Raw genomic sequence first — 17,863 nt, 5'->3', positions numbered from 1 at the left:
CCAGTCACATTCTGGCGAAATTCGCGTAAATCCAGCCGTTTACCTATAACGTTTTTATCTGCCAAGCCTTACACTAGACAGTGCGTTTGTTAACGTAATGTTTACCTCTGAATACTCACAACGATAATGTTCTAAAAAGGACAACGGAGCTCCAGAATGACCTCGCGTGACCCTATAGTACCTGTGTTACTTGAGAAGGTTTATCAGTTGATTGCCGATAAACTGGATGATACTCAACAACCACTCGTCGATGCACTAGCCAAAAGGATATTGGGTCAAATCTCTGATGATGACTTGCAGGAACGCAATGAGTCAGATCTCTACGGTGCTGTGATGAGTTTGTGGCATCACCTCAACACCTTTGAACAAGATAAAGTCTTTGTAAAAGTCTTTAACCCCAGCCTCAGTGGCAATGGGTGGCAGTCTACCCATACCATTGTCGAGATCTTAGCACCTGATGCGCCTTTCCTGGTTGACTCGGTGCGCATGGCGCTCAACCGTTTGGGGATCACCACGCACTTAATGCTCAACACCCCGATAAAATCACAAAAGAATGAGCAGGGTGATGTCGTTGCCATTGGTGGTGATAACGGCAAGTTCCAAAGCACGTTCCATATCGAAATTGACAAAATGTCCGATGAGTCAGAGATGGCGGCACTAGAGGCTGAGCTGTCTGAAACTTTAACGGATGTTGTGATGGTGGTGAACGATTGGAAGCCGATGCGTGAGCAGATGCTTCAGTTGGTGTCGGAGTTGAAAGACACACCGCTGCCAATTGATGACGAGCGTCGGCAAGAAGCGATTGAGTTTTTGACTTGGATTACTGACAACAACTTTACCTTTATGGGGTACAAGTGTTTTGATTTAGTGCCGGTTGAAGGGGATTATGAACTGCGAGCAAGCACAGACTGTAATGCGCTTGGCTTAGCGAAAAAACATAAATCGCCCGCCATACTCAGCTTGTCAGAAATGCCAGAGTCAGCCCGCGCTGAAGCGTTGAAAAAAGAGCTACTGGTGCTCACAAAAAGTAACGCCAAATCGCGAGTCCACCGTCCCGCTTATGTTGATTACATCGGCATTAAAAAGTTCGATAAGCAAGGCAATGTGATTGGCGAACACCGCTTCACGGGCCTCTACGCATCATCCGCCTATAACCAATCCACGGCAAGCATTCCTGTCCTTCGAAATAAAGTACGCCGTATCCTCGACAACAGTGACTTTTATCGTGAGTCACATTCGTGGAAAGCGCTCGCGAATATTTTGGAAAACTACCCGCGTGATGAGTTGTTCCAGGCGACGGAAGACGAAATGCGCGACGTGGGTATGGGCGTGGTACAGATGCAAGATCGCGACATGTTGCGGGTGTTCGTCCGTCGCGATCCGTTTGGGCGTTTTTTCTCGTGCATGGTGTATATCACTCGTGAACGCTACAACACCGAGTTCCGTCGTCAAACCCAGCGTATTCTCCAGCAATACTTTGGTTCCGATCAGACGGTTGAATTCACCACTTTCTTCTCGGAAAGCCCTTTGGCAAGGACGCACTATATTGTCCGAGTAGAAAACAACAATTTCGATATTGATGTGAAAAAGATCGAACAAAACTTAACCGAGGCAGCGTCCTCGTGGGACGATCGTCTGCAAGAGGCGGTAATTGCGAACTTTGGTGAGAACCGAGGCACACCGATCGCCAAACGCTATTTACGCGCCTTCCCGCGTTCGTACAAGGAAGCCATGCTCCCGGGCTCAGCCGTTGCTGACATTGAGCGCCTTGAAGGCCTCAGTGATGATAACAAGCTTGATATGCTGCTTTACCGCCCCCAAGAGGTGAGCCATCAATCGAATGCGATTAGCCTCAAGCTGTTCCAAAAAGGCGAACCTATTCATCTGTCTGATGTGATGCCGATGCTGGAAAATCTCGGACTGAGAGTCATTGGTGAGTCGCCTTATGAGGTGGAAACCAGCCAAGGAGATGTATACTGGATCCTGGACTTCTCCATGTTGCACAGTGCCGGATCTGCCTTTGATCTTGGAAATGCACGGGATCGTTTCCAGCATGCCTTTGCAGATATTTGGCATGGCCGTTTGGACAACGATGGCTTTAACCGTTTAGTGCTTAATGCTGGGTTGTCGGGTCGAGAGGTCACTATTTTACGCGCTTATGCGCGCTACATGCGCCAGATTGGTTTCCCATTTAGCCAAGCCTATATTGAAGAGACACTGTCTTCACATTCTCAACTTGCCAGCTTCTTGGTAAAACTATTCAATACGCGCTTTGATCCGGCGGGTAAGCAAACCCAGCGCGCGCAAGACACCATTATCAATGATATCGAAGAGGCCCTCGACAATGTTGAGAGCCTTGATGATGACCGTATTATTCGTCGCTACATGGAGATCATGCTGGCGACCACACGGACTAACTTCTTCCAAAAAGATCCGGAGAGTGATCAAGACAAGCCTTACTTGTCACTGAAACTCGAGGCCTCCGAGATCCCGGATATGCCTAAACCTGTTCCTGCGTTTGAGATTTTCGTGTATTCCCCCGATGTTGAAGGGGTGCATTTACGCGGTGGTAAGGTGGCACGTGGCGGGCTGCGTTGGTCAGATCGCCAAGAAGATTTCCGTACCGAGGTGCTCGGCCTTGTCAAAGCGCAGCAGGTGAAAAACACCGTGATTGTGCCTGTTGGAGCGAAAGGCGGATTTGTCTGCAAGCGTCAACATCAGCTTTCCGGTCGCGATGCGATTTTCGCAGAAGGGAAGCGCTGCTATCGGATCTTCATCCAAGGGCTGCTCGATATTACCGATAATATCGTAGAAGGCACCCTGACTCCGCCGCAACACGTTGTGCGTCATGACGAAGACGATGCGTATCTCGTGGTTGCTGCGGATAAAGGGACGGCGACATTCTCCGACCTTGCTAACAGTGTCTCTGCGCAATATAACTTTTGGCTGGGTGATGCGTTTGCTTCCGGTGGTTCTAATGGTTATGACCACAAGAAGATGGGGATTACCGCAGCCGGTGCGTGGGAGTCGGTGAAGCGTCATTTCCGCGAAGTGGATATTAATTGTCAAACCACAGATTTTACCTGTGTCGGCATTGGTGATATGGGGGGGGATGTGTTTGGTAACGGCATGTTGCTGTCTAAACATATTCGCCTAGTGGCCGCGTTTAACCACATGCATATCTTTATTGATCCAGAGCCGGATGCCGCGAAAAGCTGGAAGGAGCGACAGCGTCTTTTCAACCTGCCGCGTTCAAGCTGGGAAGATTATGACAGCAATCTGATTTCCAAAGGTGGGGGTATATTCTCTCGCCGCGCTAAGTCTATTACTTTAACGCCAGAGATCCAAAAGCTGCTTGGTACACGCAAGCAATCCATGGCACCGAACGATCTGATTAAACAGATCTTAAAAGCCAAAGTGGATCTACTTTGGAATGGTGGGATCGGGACCTATGTGAAGTCGTCTGATGAAACTCATACCTCTGTTGGCGATCGCGCTAATGACGGGTTGCGTGTTAACGGCAACGAGGTCGGTGCGCGTATTATCGGTGAAGGCGGTAACTTAGGGATGACGCAATTAGGGCGGATCGAATATGCGCTCAAAGGCGGTCGCGTCAATACCGACTTCATTGACAACGTTGGTGGGGTCGATTGCTCCGATAACGAAGTGAATATCAAAATTTTGCTCAATGGGCTGGTGGCCGCTGGCGACTTGACCATGAAAAAGCGTAACGAGCTGCTTGAGCGGATGGAAGATGAAGTCTCTGACATTGTTCTTGAAGATGCATACAGTCAGAGTGAGTCCATTTCCGTTACCCACAATCAGCAAGCGGCGCTACTCAAAGAGCAGATCCGTTTTATTCACTACTTAGAGAAAGAAGGGAAGTTGGATCGAGCTCTCGAGTATCTACCTGATGATGAGACCTTATCTGAGCGTAACCTACGTGGCACGGGCCTAACACGCCCAGAAATTGCGGTGCTGGTGGCGTACGGAAAAATGGTACTTAAGGAGCAGCTGGTGGTGGATGAGGTGACGCAAGATGCGCACTTCGGTCAACTATTACCGAGCTACTTCCCGAAAGAGTTACAACGTCACTATCGCCAAGAAATGGAATCCCATCCACTTCGCGGCGAGATCATTGCGACGGCGTTGGCAAACCAGATGTCAAATGACATGGGCTTTAATTTCATCACCCGTATGCAAGATGAAACTGGGGCAAGCGTCAGTGACATTGCCAAATCCTACGCGATTGCGCGCGATGTGTTTGGTTTCGAGCAACTGTTTGACAGTGTCCGAGAGCTTGATAATCATGTCACTGCCAAAGTGCAATACGATATCTTGTTCCGTTGCCGCCGCATGCTACGCCGAGCAACGCGATGGATGTTACGCAATAAACGCAAAGGAGAGAGCATCGAGGCGCAAGTCGCCTTCTATCGCCCAGCGTTACAAAACTTGGTCGAGCACCTGGATGACTATCTGGTTGAGAGCGAAATCAAAGAGCATGACCAACAAGCGGAGACGCTACGACAGGCTGGGGTGCCTGACGCGCTAGCCAATAGAGTATGCCGTCTAACCAGCGTGTTCTCTGGGCTGGATTTAGCACAGGTGTCAGAGCAGCTGAATAAACCGTTCGAGCTGGTGGCACGCTTGTACTATGTGCTAGGGGATAGCTTGTCACTGCACTGGTTCTTGAAGCAAATCAACAACCAGCCGGTGGATAACCACTGGCAAGCGCTGGCGCGTGCATCGTTCCGTGAAGATTTGGACTGGCAACAACGTCTGCTCACGGCTCGTATTGTGTCAGAAATGGCTGATGACCAAGATGCCGAAACGGGTCTTGCACAATGGATGGATGAGCATGTGGTCATCCTCGGCCGTTGGCAGAGTATTGTTGATGAGTTCAAAGTAGGCTCCGTGCATGAGTTTGCCAAGTTCTCCGTCGCCTTGCGTGAGTTGTCGCTGTTAAATTTGAATTGAATTAAAGCGCCAATAACGCAATAATCTAGCCCCGTTTATACGGGGCTTTTTTATTAGGAGGGATAATGCTTTACCGCCTCGCCAGACCGGCTATCTTTCAGTTAGATCCAGAAAAAGCACACGATCTAACCATTAACACCCTTTCTCGATTTCATCACACCCCGCTTCGCTTTTTGTATTCCCAGCATCTTCCTCCTCGCCCAGTCACTGTGATGGGACTCAACTTTAATAATCCCGTTGGCTTAGCGGCAGGGTTAGATAAAAACGGCGAGTGCATAGAAGCCTTTGGCGCGATGGGCTTTGGGTTTGTAGAAGTAGGGACGGTGACGCCGCGCCCGCAACCGGGCAACGATAAACCGCGGCTTTTTCGCATCAAAGCGGCGGAAGGGATCATTAACCGAATGGGCTTCAATAACCACGGCGTTGATGCATTGGTGGACAACGTTAAACGTGCGAAAAACTTCAATGGTATATTGGGTATTAACATTGGTAAGAACAAGGATACCCCCATCGAACAGGGCACCGATGATTATGTCGCCTGCATGCGAAAAGTGTATCCACATGCTGACTATATTGCCGTAAACATTTCGTCGCCTAATACGCCAGGATTACGCACGTTACAATATGGCGAGATGTTCGATGAACTCCTTAGCACACTAAAAGCGGAACAGGCACAATTGGCAGACGTCCACGATAAATACGTGCCTTTAACGGTTAAGATTGCCCCAGACTTGAGTGAAGAAGAAATTCAACAAGTGGCGCAAGCACTGATTCGTCATCAGATCGATGGTGTGATTGCGACCAACACCACGCTTGAGCGCTCGTTGGTAGATGGTATGCCACATTATCGTGAAGCGGGTGGGCTAAGTGGCCGTCCTGTGCAACTTAAAAGTACCGAGGTTATTCGTCAGCTGCATCGTGCACTTGATGGTGCGATGCCCATCATAGGTGTCGGAGGGATTGACTCAGTCACCGCGGCGCGTGAAAAACTCGAAGCGGGTGCAGACCTGGTGCAAGTCTACTCTGGGTTAATTTACCAAGGCCCTGGGCTCATCAAACAAATCGTGCGTCATATTTAGGCTAAGAAATAAAGTCTTAAGGTATAAAAGGGGGCGTTTTCTTCCCCTTTTTTTTTCGCTTCAGCCCATTACACTTCAGGCAATGGCAGTGTTGTTATCGCCAGACACCCAGTTAGTGAGTCATCGCGGGAGCTGAAGTATGTTAAAACCTAACAATGCATGGAGATGGTATTTCGATAATACATCGAATTCGCTAATGCTAGATTTAGGCGATGACATGGTCTTTCGTGTGGCGATCAGTGCCAAACACCTCATCCCCGATGCGTTCTCATCATCCCCATTTTCTGTTGAGGATGCATCACTCTTTCAGCGTTTGACAGAGCCTCTGTCAAATCTTTCACTTTCCGGCCCTCGTCAGGCCGAACTCGCTTTGAACGCAGTGGCAGCCTATCGCTTCCACAAGCCTGTCTTACCTAAAAGCTGGTTTTTCGAGCCACAACAAGACACTATTGCCACCCCTGAGTGGGGGCAAATCGTCGAGCTCACCAGTCAAACAGGGGATAGGGCGCCGTTTATTATCATAGAGAACGCCGGTTCTGCCTCGCTCTGCATGCTCGCGCGCGAAGCTGACTTTGAACTGAGCGCGAATAAAAAAATGGCGTTTTGTGGTGCGATTAAAGTAATGAACGACCGGCTATCGCAACCAATACCTCAAACAAATAGCCAAAAAGGTCGCTTTGCGTTAGTGGGCTGAGTGGTTTTCACCCAGCCCACGCCTCCTTTCTTCCCTCACTTTCCTTGTTTCGTGTATAGACGGCCACGGTGTGGCTGTATCTTAACGTTTCTTATACCAAACAGGCGTGCATAAAAAATGTGATGTCAGTTCATTTTATGAGCGAAAAGTGTGCATGTACCTGAGCGTTTTTTCATTGATTTAAGGGTGTTCTCGCCCTAATAACAACAATAATTGACGAGTTTTTTCCCGTTTTATCCGTCAGGGCACTTGCGAAAAACCTGTCTGGTATAGTCCAGTTTTCGTGGATTTTTGTTCGTTCTTAAAGGGAAAGAAAAGCCGTTTTCATTTTTCTAGAGTCAGAAATAATCAGTATAGTAATAGCAGTGAATGCTTACACTCGTAGGTTAAAGGTACATTTAACCAGAGGAGGTGAGTGAGAAAGCAAGGCGGTTTCCAGGAGGAAACAGACAAAGGGAGCGTGCCAGGGTAATTGATTCCTTTCAGAAACAGTCACCCTCTAGCATCTGTTTCTCATTGGAAACAAAAATACGGCGATTTATTCATCATTCAATGGAGATTGTCGCCGCTTGGGTCAACGACAGGCGTAAGATTGATGTATAATCGCCGCCATGATGATAACGACGCCCAAAGGGTGTAGAGACTGAATGAAACACTATCTCGCAATAACCGCTCGAGGTCTCGAGCACATGCTAGCTCAAGAGCTTGAACAACTTGGCGTATCTAGCCTCAAGCAAGTTCATGCAGGGGTTAAATTTAAAGCCGACGATTCAACACTGTATCAATGCTGTTTATGGAGCCGGATTGCGTCACGGTTTGTTTTGGTGCTGGGCGAATTCGCGGTGCGCGATGATATGGATCTCTACCTCGGTGCGACGGCGATTAACTGGCCAGATTATTTTCACTCCAGTCAGCGGATTGCGGTGGACTTTAATGGTACTAATCGCGAGATTCGCAACAGCCAGTACGGGGCGCTGAAAGTTAAAGACGCGATAGTAGACAAGTTTGAAAAGTCGAATTTGCCCCGCCCAAGCGTTGACCGCGAGCAGCCTGATTTACGTATTCATATGCGATTATCCAAAGACCAAGGTTTGCTCGGTATCGATATGGTTGGAAGCGGCCTACATCAGCGCGGCTATCGCACTCAAGCAGGTGCTGCGCCTTTACGAGAAACCCATGCTGCAGCCTTGGTCGCAAGGAGTGGCTGGAAGGCGGAGCAGCCTTTGATGGATATCATGTGTGGCTCAGGCACTTTGCTGATAGAAGCGGCGATGATGGCGGCAAACATCGCACCGGGCTTAAAGCGTAAGCGTTGGGGGTTTGAGTCATTGCTTGGCTTTGATGTTGAAGCCTTTAAAGCGATCAAAGCTGAAGCGAGCGTCAAGGCTAAACGGGGTGTGAGTCAGTGCCAGACACGCTTTTATGGCACTGATAACGACGCCCGGATGATTGAAACAGCGCGAGCGAACGCACGACGTGCTGGGGTGGCTGAACTTGTTGAATTTACCACGGGTGATGCGACACAAGTGATGCCACCAGAAGGCTTCACTGAGGGCCATATAATCTCTAACCCGCCATACGGTGAGCGTTTAGGGACCACTCCAGGCTTGATTGCCTTGTACACCCAGCTTGGTGATCACCTTAAAGAAGCGTTTGCGCGGAATACGGTTTCTTTGTATTCGGGATCTGACGAGTTACTGAGCTGCTTACGGATGCGCGCGGATGACAAATTCAAGCTACGCAATGGTGCGTTAGATTGTGTGATGAAAACGTACGCGATTACCGCGCGTGGTGAAAAAGCAGAAAAGGATGCGCCAAAGGCGGACGTAGCGCCTGATTTTGCTAACCGCTTGCGCAAGAATATGGCGAAGCTGGACAAATGGGCAAAAAAACAAGAGATAGAGTGTTATCGGCTCTATGATGCCGACTTGCCTGATTACAAAGCCGCGATAGATCGCTATCGCGATTTTTTGGTCATTCAAGAGTACGCAGCGCCGAAAACCATTGAACCGGAGAAAGCACGCCGTCGCTTATTAGATATGGTTCGCGCTGCTATTGCAGTGACTGGTGTGGATGCCAATAAAGTGGTGTTAAAAACGCGCGAAAAGCAAAAGGGCAATAACCAGTATCAAAAACTTGCCGGCGAATCTCGAACCATGACGATCCAAGAATATGGCGTGGCGCTCGAAGTTAATCTTTATGATTATCTCGATACCGGGGTATTTCTTGATCATCGCTACACGCGCCGCCTAATCGGCGAGAAAGCGACAGGACAAGATTTTCTTAACCTCTTCGCTTATACCGGCAGTGCGTCGGTGCATGCCGCGGTAGGTGGCGCTCGTTCTACGACCACCGTCGACATGTCGAAAACCTATTTGGCGTGGGCCGAACGCAATATGAAGCTCAATGGTCTTGTTGGGCGTCAACACCGATTTGAGCAGGCAGATTGCCTACAATGGATTCGCCAATCTGATCAGAAATTTGATTTAATCTTCATCGATCCGCCGACATTCTCTAACTCCAAGCGGATGCAAAGCACCTTTGATGTGCAGCGTGACCACCTGGATGTGCTTTTAGCACTGAAAGACCGTTTACGTCCCGGTGGTGAAATCATTTTTTCCAACAACAAGCGGCACTTTAAAATGGATTTAGAAGGTTTAGCGGCTGCAGGGCTTAGTGCAGAAAACATTAGCAAGCGTTCGATTCCTGAAGATTTTGCTCGCAATCCACATATTCATAATTGCTGGATTATTCGTCATCAGGACACGTCTGCATGACACTCGTATTGTTTAGCACTGAAGGGTGCCACCTTTGTGAACAAGCGTGGGCACTCTATCAATCTCTCGGCTATCAAACGCCACTTGAAACCCAAGACATTGCTTTTGACGACACGCTCTTTGAGCGTTACGGCGTCACTATTCCAGTGATTGCAATACGCAATCAATCTGGAGAGGTGAGTGCAGAATTGGGTTGGCCGTTTGATCACACACAACTACAAGCTTGGTTAACGCAACATGGCATTGATTAAAATTACGTCCGCCCAGTTGGCTTATGGTGACAACCCATTGCTGGATAAAACTGACTTTATTCTTCAGCCAGGTGAGCGCGTGTGTCTGGTAGGGCGCAACGGCGCTGGTAAGTCTACCTTGATGAAGGTCCTTGACGGCCAGGTTCAGCTTGATGATGGCAGTATTCAAAGTCAGTCTGAACTCAAAGTTTCTCGGCTTGAGCAAGACCCACCACGCGATAGTCAAGGCACTGTGTTTGATTACGTAGCCGAAGGCCTCGCGGAAGCGGGGGACAACCTAAAGCAGTATCACCAGTTGATCGCGAAGATCGAAACCGATCCGAGTGATCGTAATATTGCCGAGCTGGCAAAAGTGCAAGAAGCACTGGACCATGCTGACGCTTGGCGTTTTGACAATCAAATTATGGTGGTGTTAGGGGCGTTAGGCTTGGAAGGCAATACCGCCCTTAAAGCCTTATCTGGCGGTTGGCAGCGTAAAGCGGCTTTAGCGCGAGCCCTCGTTTGTGAGCCGGATGTGTTGCTTCTTGATGAGCCAACAAACCATCTGGATGTCTCTACCATTTTGTGGCTAGAGCAATTCTTAAAAGATTTTAAAGGCGCGATCGTCTTTATCTCGCATGACCGCTCGTTTATTGGTGCCATGGCCACACGTATCGTTGATCTTGACCGCGGTAAACTGACCTCATGGCCAGGCGACTATCAAACCTATCTGGACGGAAAAGAAGAAGCGTTGCGAGTGGAAGCGGAGCAGAACGCTGAATTTGATAAAAAACTAGCTCAAGAAGAAGCCTGGATTCGCCAAGGGATCAAAGCGCGTCGCACCCGCAATGAGGGGCGAGTTCGCGCACTGAAAGCGCTACGGCAAGAGCGAGCGAGTCGTGTTGAGTTACAGGGTAACGCAAACTTGCAGCTCGACGATGCCAGCCGCTCTGGCAAAATTGTGTTTGAAGCAGAAAACGTCGCTTTTACCTATCAAGACAAGCCACTGATTAAGCCATTGAGTTTCACGGTGATGCGTGGCGATCGGATTGCGCTGATTGGTCCCAACGGATGTGGTAAAAGTACACTATTAAAGCTCATGCTTGAAAAACTCACCCCAGACAGTGGAGCTTTACACGTAGGGACAAAACTGGATGTTGCGTATTTTGACCAATACCGCGAGAAGCTAGATCCAGAAAAAACGGTTATCGATAACCTGGCGGGGGGAAAAACCGAAGTTGAAGTCGGTGGCCGGAAGCGCCACGTGATGGGATATTTGCAAGATTTCTTATTCCATCCACGACGGGCTCAAACCCCAGTTAAAGCGCTGTCCGGGGGCGAGAAAAACCGTTTGCTGTTGGCTAAATTATTCCTCAAGCCTGCTAATCTTTTGGTACTTGATGAGCCAACCAATGATCTTGATATTGAAACGCTCGAACTATTGGAAGATTTGCTCTCGCAATTTCAAGGCACCTTGTTGCTGGTGAGCCATGACCGTCAATTCGTCGATAACACGGTGACACATAGCTGGATATTTGAAGGCGACGGTACCATTAACAAGTTCGTGGGTGGGTATCACGATGCCCAACAACAGCGCGAGCAGTATCTTAAAGCCATCACACCCAATAGCCGAACCCCTTCAACGAGTGGTGAGGCTGATACGGGACAAAAGACGGCAAAACCTAAGAGTAAGCCACGCAAGCTATCTTATAAACTGCAACGTGAGCTAGAAGCCCTGCCTGCGCGGCTTGAGGCGTTAGAAGAAGAGGTTGAAACGTTACAATCAGAAATGAACGATCCTGATTTTTTCTCGAAAAGTCAGGATGTTACTCAACCTAAACTGACCCGATTGGCTGAGGTAGAGCAGGAGCTCGAGCAAGCCTTTGAACGCTGGGAAGAATTGGAAGCGATGCAACAAGAAGCATAGTGACGTTGTCACATACAGAGGGATATGACTCACATTTTGTTTAGTCCTTGCTCGATAGTGCTTGCTTAAAAAATAATCATGATCGAAGCTGTAGAGGATACTTCATAAAAACGTCACAGACGGAAGTATCCTTGCAAATGGCAAGCAGCATTGAACAAGATGGAATAAAGAGGGCGACCCTATGAAAAGACAGAAGCGAGATCGTTTGGAACGCGCACAGTCAAAGGGCTTTCAAGCAGGAATAAACGGTCGATCGTCTGAACTATGTCCTTACCAACAAACGGATGCGAGAAGTAGCTGGCTTGGCGGATGGCGCGAAGGCAGAACCAGTAAGTCGGAAATGATGAAGTAATCTCTCTTAAATATTTACGGCCTTATCCTCTTGATAAGGCCTTTTTAATAACCATATAACGCACTATAACTTTAATGCTATAAACACCATTGAACAAACATACCTTTATGTGGTTAACGCCAAGAAAAATTAAAGTAACTTGTCTCTCAAATCAGAGGGGTTAAGGCTTGGTAAAAAAGGGAAAGGGAAAGGGAAAGGGAAAGCCGGCAATTTATCACCGACTTTCAGGAATGCGCATTTGCTAGAAGGCGGAGGTATCTTGAAAAAGACCGACTTTCAGATCTTTCGCTACGTAGATTTCTTTGTCATCAACGTATACACGTCCATCGCCAACACCCATAACGAGTTTGCGATTGATCACGCGCTTCATGTGAATTTCATAGCGAACGCGTTTAGCAGTGGGAAGCACTTGCCCAGTAAATTTCACTTCACCAACACCTAGGGCACGGCCTTTGCCTTCGCCGCCAACCCAGCCGAGGAAAAAGCCGACTAGCTGCCACATAGCGTCTAAACCAAGGCAGCCTGGCATCACTGGATCACCTGGGAAATGGCAGTCGAAAAACCATAAATCTGGGTTGATATCCAACTCAGCGACAATCACGCCTTTATCAAAGTCACCACCTTGATCGGTAATATTGGTGATACGGTCCATCATCAGCATGTTTGGTGCCGGAAGCTGTGGGCGTCCCGGGCCAAAGAGCTCACCTTGGCTGGATGCGAGTAAATCGTCGCGATTATAGGAATTTTGGCGTTTCATTATATCTAAACTGCTCCTTATTCAATTGCGAGCAGGTTAGCGTACACGTGTACGCCAAACAACTCGGATCAGTACTGGCCAAACCAGTTTTTTAAGCGTTTAAACAAACTGTTGCAGCTTTGTTTTTCATCAGTATGAAAATGATTTATTCGATTAGATATTTTTCTTAGCAATGTCTCTTCATCGTCGCCTGAGAATGGGAGACCTGTCACAAGCGGAAAGGCTTGCTCGACATCATCCACTGCCCAAATATGAAATTGACCGGCTTTAATCGCATCGACTACATCGTTACGCAAACATAAGGATGACAGGTTCGTTTTAGGCAACACGACACCTTGTTGACCTGTTAAGCCACGGTGAGCACAAACTTGGTAATACCCTTCGATTTTTTCATTGATTCCACCTACCGCTTGTACACGACCAAACTGGTCAACCGCGCCAGTGATAGCGATGGCTTGATTAATCGGTTGTTGAGATAACGCGCTCACAAAGGCACACAATTCCGCCAAGGATGCACTGTCACCATCGACTTCACTGTACGATTGTTCGAATACGATGGAGGCGGAATAGGGTAAAGGGTCATCGAGGTTTAGCGCCACGCTCACAAAGGCTTGCATAATCATCATGCCTTTGGCGTGAATATTACCCGCAAGCTCGGCTTTGCGCTCCACATCAGCAATATCGCCATCACCAGAGTGAACAACGCAAGAAATTCTCGCTGGCTCACCGTAACTCACCGGGTGGCCAGGCACTTCGATCACGGTAAGACCATTAATTTGGCCGATATGCTCACCACGGGTATCAATAAAAACTTGTCCTTTGTGGATGTCTTCAATCGCACGCTCGGGGAGGTAGGCAGCACGTTGGTACCGCTGAGAGATAGCGGCATCAATCGCGGCTTTGTCGAGCGCATCCGATGCCGTTATGACAGATTCAGCCAGTAGTTGCTGATACCAAACCGGACACAAGGGCATCCGCAGTTGATCTTCGCTTTCACGTGCTCCTGCTTGCAATAAACGCACTAAGCCTGACTCTGTCATAGGTAAGTGAGTTTGTGCGGTGACCAAGCCTTTTAGCCAAGCAAAGTAGGGCACAATGGTGGCCGCGTCGAGCGCAATGTCTTGCTCATATTCGGCATAGGCTGACAGGCCATCGTAGAGATCAGGCTCATTGGTTTCAAAGTCGGCCAGCCACTGTCTGTCACCGACTAACACCAGACGTACGTTCAGTGCCTCATCCGGCAAATCAGTCACTTGATCGGCGCGGGCGGTCTGCCAGGCAAGCTTACCCGATGATAAAAACTGTTTGAGGCGAACCCAAACGCGTGGCTGCTGCAGTATATCCGCCACTTTTAGAATCAATACGCCATCGTGAGCTTGATGCAGTAAACCGTACTTTTTTTGTGACGCTGTCACATTTTTATTCGCATCATAAGCGAAGCCAAACAGGCTTGATTCGGTAACTGCGTCACCGATCACAACCGGCATTTCTGGGTACTGTGAAACGAACTCTGCTTGATAAGCATTAAGATATTGGGGCAAGTCAGCTGACATCACGGTAAGACAAGCCGTTGGACACGAAGGTGACATTAACCAAATCAGTGCCTTTTTTAAGCGCGATTGCAGTGATAACAGCGAAGCCGCCTCTAAATGCGCAAATTGTGCAATGTCGAGAGAAAACTGAGAATAATGTGGTTTGGCATCACGCCAATCAACTTCATGCATGTCTATGATTACTGACTAAGATTAGAATGGACAGAGTATAAAGGATAACACACTGTGGTAATAGGATAGTGCAGCCATTGGATCGTCCACTGGCGTACGCAGTATCTTTGAGGTGTGCGATAATTGAACAGGCAGCGAGTTAGTGTTACGCTGTCACCACGTGGCGTGACTGAAGCTTGGCATATGAAATATCAACAACTCGAGAACCTTGAAGCAGGCTGGAAATGGGCCTACCTGGTAAAAAAGTGGAAAGACGGTGACGCTGTCACAAAATATATTGATAGCGATGAGGCTCAGACGGCCATTGACGCCTTGTTAGCGCTGGAGCATGAGCCAACGCGTGTACATCAATGGATTGAGAAGCACATGGCGCCGTCGCTGGAGAAAAAGCTAAAACAAGCGATCCGCGCCAAGCGCAAGCGTCACTTTAACGCCGAGCAAGAGCAAACGCGGAAAAAATCCATCGATTTGGATTATCGTGTGTGGGAGAAGCTCTCGCAAAAAGCACACGAACTTGATGCGACCTTATCCGACACCATTGAGTATTTGTTATCTGAGGCTAATCGCTCAGAGAGTGCTAACAAGCAAGTAGACACATTAAAGCAAGATCTGAGTAACTTGCTAGGAATGTGAAACCCGTTAACCGATAAGCGAGCATTGCAGTATGGGCTACTTTTTACTGATCTCTTTTGCCATTTTCCTCGCATTCATGTTGATTGACCGGCCACTGATTGTAATTGCGTTTAAAGATGGTCAGTTAGTGCGTCACAAAGGGAAAGTGCCGAAAGGTTTCTTACATGACTGCCAAGACATTGCGAAGCGCCATCCGTTCACGGGCACAGTGAAAGTGTATAGCAACCGCTTTAAACCCGCGAAGGTGGTAATGTCGCGCAGCATCGATAACCGCATTCAGCAACGCATCAAAAACGTATTTCCACATCAATCATTCAAATAGCACCTGGTTACAGACAGCAATGGACAAGGAGCGATATGATAAGTGATAAACGCCATATCGCTCCTATATTGATACACACCCATCAGTACGCATTATATAGATTATGTTAAATATGATATCTGATTGAGTGTGACATCTGCCACTTAACCATACGCTTCTCTACTTCATCTATGTCATTAAACGTAATTAGCTATTTACCATAAAATAGCTAATTACTACTTCCTTTAATCTTGATTATTCCAATTATGGATTGGCCTAAATCGATTCAAGTCAGCGGTAATTAGTCGAAAGATCAAGTGGCTGATGTGCATGTAACACAGCATTCAGGCTCGCGGCCCTAATGGGTTTAGTCACAAAGTCATCCATACCTGCACGGACACAACGTTGTTTGTCTTCGTCCATCGCGTTAGCCGTTAAGGCAACAATTGGACGTTTAAACCCGGACGCGCGCAGTGCTTTGGTGGCAGCGATGCCGTCCATTACGGGCATCGACATGTCCATAAGCACTAGGTCAAATTCTGTTTCTTTTGCCAATGCCAGTGCCTCTTCACCATTGGATGCCAACGCGACGGTATGACCTTGCTTTTCAAGCATTAACCGCACCACCATTTGGTTAGCACGGCTGTCTTCGGCGACTAATATCGACATAGGCTGCACGGCATCGACCGGGGCATTAAGCTGTGCGTGGTGCTTTTCTGCATCTTGAGGTGTTTCGACAATCGGTAAGCGAACGCAAAAGTCAGTTCCCTGGTAAGGCTCACTTTCCACGTGAATACTGCCCCCCATCATCTCTACCAGCTTTTTGCAAATGGATAATCCGAGGCCGGTACCGCCAAAGCGGCGAGTAATGCTGCCATCCGCTTGAGTAAAAGGCTCAAATATTCGATCAATCTGCTTTTCATCGATACCTATGCCCGAATCTCTCACCCATAGCTCAAGGACATCATCATGGGCATCAAGTGACACTGTCACCCCTCCACGATCTGTGAATTTTAAGGCATTGGCCACCAAGTTAAGCAATATTTGCGTAAAGCGGTTCTCATCCATAAACAAGATGGTGGGCACAGAAGAAGAAACACTGACAGAGAGGTTTATGCGCTTTTTATCGGCACGCTCAATCAATTGTTGATATACATTCGATACGCTATCGCTGGGCTTCATCAATGAGGGAGATAGCGAAAACCGGTTGGACTCAATTTTAGATAAATCTAGAACATCGCTGATCAATATCAGCAATAGCTGAGCAGATTTATCCATTTGCCCTACCCACTGCTTTTGTTCTTGCGTTAATGAAGAGTGTTGCAATGCATCGATCAATCCTAAAACAGCATTGAGCGGCGTGCGGATTTCGTGGCTCATGACCGCAAGGAACTGCGACTTGGCGTTATTGGCTAACTCAGCTTGCTGGCGAGCCTTTTGCAATTCGACAACGCGACGTTTGGTCGCGGTGATGTCTTTAGCCGTCCCCCGATAACCGGCGAGCTCACCGCGCTTATTATAGCAAGGACGGCCTGATAGGCTCACCCAATAATCATGGTGACGAGACTCTATGTGCCACTCAATATCGCTGAAGGCTTCTTCTGTATATATGTACTCTTCTAATTTCGTTTTTAATTCGGCGTCTGACTTGAGCTTTGCCAGCAGGGCTTCAGCGTCGATGTCAGTATCAGTATTGGGTGATGATAGGTAGGTAAGTTGAAATTGGTTATCGAGTTCCCAAAACCAATCACTGGCTGTTTGGGCAAAGTCTTGAAAACGCTGTCGGCTAGCATTCAGTTCTTGGGTTCGACTCCCCACTAATGCATGGAGACGGTGGCGGTAGTCAATATCCATTATGGTGCGTTCAATCAAGGGTCGAAACCGGTCTATCACTTGCTGGGCTTCATTATTAAATGCATCGCGGCGGTGTGACAGTAATATAAGCATGACTTCACTGTCGTTTACCGTCAGCCCGCTAATCAGCGCAGTACCTTGTAAATAACTGGCGTATTGATGCGTTAAGCAATGCAGCTCTTTCACCATGCCAGGTTTGTAGATAGCAACCGTTTCGCCACTCACACAGCGGCGGAACACATCCCCTGTTTGCCAAGTAACTGTTTCGAGTAAGCGTTCAGTCGACACTAGACAGCGAAACGCATCTTCTGTTTCTCGGTTACGGCTTAGCGCCACGGCGCTATCAAAGTTGACATACCGGCGGATCACATCCAGCAAGGAAGCAAAAATATCGGTTTTTGACGTCGCTTCTGTCATGGCTGAGATTGCCGACAAAATCGCATCGTTTTCTTCCCTTAACCGCTTTTCTCTTGCTTCAACACGACTGAGCTCAAATAAGGTTTCTTGTAAAGATTCAGAGTCTGAACGTTCAGAGGACGATACGCGTTTCGACGTCAT

12 protein-coding genes are annotated in these 17,863 nt (G+C 48.2%); 9 read left to right on the top strand and 3 right to left on the bottom strand.

Going from position 1 to position 17,863, the window contains the following annotated elements; genetic code table 11:
• The first annotated feature begins 156 nt into the window (after positions 1-156).
• The 7 genes from N8M53_RS06560 (at position 157) to rmf (ending at position 12,036) form a co-directional block, all read left to right on the top strand.
• Entirely contained in the window at positions 157-4,977 is a 4,821-nt protein-coding gene (locus tag N8M53_RS06560) for an NAD-glutamate dehydrogenase (protein WP_269579937.1), read from the top strand.
• Between the two features lie 65 nt (positions 4,978-5,042).
• A complete protein-coding gene (gene pyrD / locus N8M53_RS06555; RefSeq protein ID WP_269579936.1) occupies positions 5,043-6,056 on the top strand; it encodes a quinone-dependent dihydroorotate dehydrogenase in 1,014 nt (337 codons plus the stop codon).
• 139 nt (positions 6,057-6,195) lie between these two features.
• Positions 6,196-6,750, top strand: coding sequence for a cell division protein ZapC (locus N8M53_RS06550; protein ID WP_269579935.1), 555 nt, complete (start codon positions 6,196-6,198; stop codon positions 6,748-6,750).
• A gap of 647 nt (positions 6,751-7,397) precedes the next feature.
• A complete protein-coding gene (rlmKL, locus tag N8M53_RS06545; RefSeq protein WP_269579934.1) occupies positions 7,398-9,527 on the top strand; it encodes a bifunctional 23S rRNA (guanine(2069)-N(7))-methyltransferase RlmK/23S rRNA (guanine(2445)-N(2))-methyltransferase RlmL in 2,130 nt (709 codons plus the stop codon).
• Complete coding sequence (locus N8M53_RS06540; protein WP_269579933.1) at positions 9,524-9,778, top strand: glutaredoxin family protein; 255 nt, start codon at positions 9,524-9,526, stop codon at positions 9,776-9,778. The genes rlmKL and N8M53_RS06540 overlap by 4 nt, the downstream gene beginning before the upstream one ends.
• Positions 9,765-11,684 carry an ABC transporter ATP-binding protein gene (locus N8M53_RS06535; protein ID WP_269579932.1) on the top strand — a complete coding sequence of 640 codons (1,920 nt, stop codon included), beginning with the start codon at positions 9,765-9,767 and terminating at the stop codon, positions 11,682-11,684. Before N8M53_RS06540 ends, N8M53_RS06535 begins: the two co-directional genes overlap by 14 nt.
• 181 nt (positions 11,685-11,865) lie before the next feature.
• Positions 11,866-12,036, top strand: a complete 171-nt coding sequence (gene rmf / locus N8M53_RS06530; protein WP_077458712.1) for a ribosome modulation factor — start codon at positions 11,866-11,868, stop codon at positions 12,034-12,036.
• A 241-nt stretch (positions 12,037-12,277) separates the two neighbouring features.
• Here the strand turns inward: rmf and fabA are convergent, their stop codons facing one another.
• Both fabA and N8M53_RS06520 read right to left on the bottom strand, forming a co-directional pair.
• Complete coding sequence (gene fabA, locus N8M53_RS06525; RefSeq protein WP_046073221.1) at positions 12,278-12,793, bottom strand: bifunctional 3-hydroxydecanoyl-ACP dehydratase/trans-2-decenoyl-ACP isomerase; 516 nt, start codon at positions 12,791-12,793, stop codon at positions 12,278-12,280.
• Between the two features lie 68 nt (positions 12,794-12,861).
• Complete coding sequence (locus N8M53_RS06520) at positions 12,862-14,517, bottom strand: Lon protease family protein (protein WP_269579931.1); 1,656 nt, start codon at positions 14,515-14,517, stop codon at positions 12,862-12,864.
• Between the two features lie 183 nt (positions 14,518-14,700).
• Between N8M53_RS06520 and matP the strand changes: the two genes are divergently transcribed.
• Together matP and N8M53_RS06510 are read left to right on the top strand one after the other, a co-directional pair.
• Positions 14,701-15,150: a macrodomain Ter protein MatP gene (matP, locus tag N8M53_RS06515; protein WP_269579930.1), complete on the top strand. Its 450-nt coding sequence runs from the start codon at positions 14,701-14,703 to the stop codon at positions 15,148-15,150.
• A gap of 31 nt (positions 15,151-15,181) precedes the next feature.
• Positions 15,182-15,472, top strand: a complete 291-nt coding sequence (locus N8M53_RS06510) for a DUF3634 family protein (protein ID WP_046073224.1) — start codon at positions 15,182-15,184, stop codon at positions 15,470-15,472.
• 270 nt (positions 15,473-15,742) lie between these two features.
• Here N8M53_RS06510 and N8M53_RS06505 read toward each other — a convergent pair whose 3' ends face one another.
• A complete protein-coding gene (locus N8M53_RS06505) occupies positions 15,743-17,863 on the bottom strand; it encodes an ATP-binding protein (RefSeq protein ID WP_269579929.1) in 2,121 nt (706 codons plus the stop codon).

The organism is Salinivibrio kushneri (assembly GCF_027286325.1).
Classification (GTDB): domain Bacteria; phylum Pseudomonadota; class Gammaproteobacteria; order Enterobacterales; family Vibrionaceae; genus Salinivibrio; species Salinivibrio kushneri_A.
This window is presented reverse-complemented; position numbering and strand designations above follow the sequence as displayed.

Bases quoted from the DNA above. Each gene is read 5' to 3' on its own strand.
- N8M53_RS06560 (WP_269579937.1), top strand. From the start codon at position 157: ATGACCTCGCGTGACCCTATAGTACCTGTGTTACTTGAGAAGGTTTAT.
- N8M53_RS06520 (WP_269579931.1), bottom strand. From the start codon at position 14,517: ATGCATGAAGTTGATTGGCGTGATGCCAAACCACATTATTCTCAGTTT.
- pyrD (WP_269579936.1), top strand. From the start codon at position 5,043: ATGCTTTACCGCCTCGCCAGACCGGCTATCTTTCAGTTAGATCCAGAA.
- N8M53_RS06505 (WP_269579929.1), bottom strand. From the start codon at position 17,863: ATGACGTCGAAACGCGTATCGTCCTCTGAACGTTCAGACTCTGAATCT.
- rlmKL (WP_269579934.1), top strand. From the start codon at position 7,398: ATGAAACACTATCTCGCAATAACCGCTCGAGGTCTCGAGCACATGCTA.
- N8M53_RS06535 (WP_269579932.1), top strand. From the start codon at position 9,765: ATGGCATTGATTAAAATTACGTCCGCCCAGTTGGCTTATGGTGACAAC.
- matP (WP_269579930.1), top strand. From the start codon at position 14,701: ATGAAATATCAACAACTCGAGAACCTTGAAGCAGGCTGGAAATGGGCC.
- N8M53_RS06510 (WP_046073224.1), top strand. From the start codon at position 15,182: ATGGGCTACTTTTTACTGATCTCTTTTGCCATTTTCCTCGCATTCATG.
- fabA (WP_046073221.1), bottom strand. From the start codon at position 12,793: ATGAAACGCCAAAATTCCTATAATCGCGACGATTTACTCGCATCCAGC.
- rmf (WP_077458712.1), top strand. From the start codon at position 11,866: ATGAAAAGACAGAAGCGAGATCGTTTGGAACGCGCACAGTCAAAGGGC.
- N8M53_RS06540 (WP_269579933.1), top strand. From the start codon at position 9,524: ATGACACTCGTATTGTTTAGCACTGAAGGGTGCCACCTTTGTGAACAA.
- N8M53_RS06550 (WP_269579935.1), top strand. From the start codon at position 6,196: ATGTTAAAACCTAACAATGCATGGAGATGGTATTTCGATAATACATCG.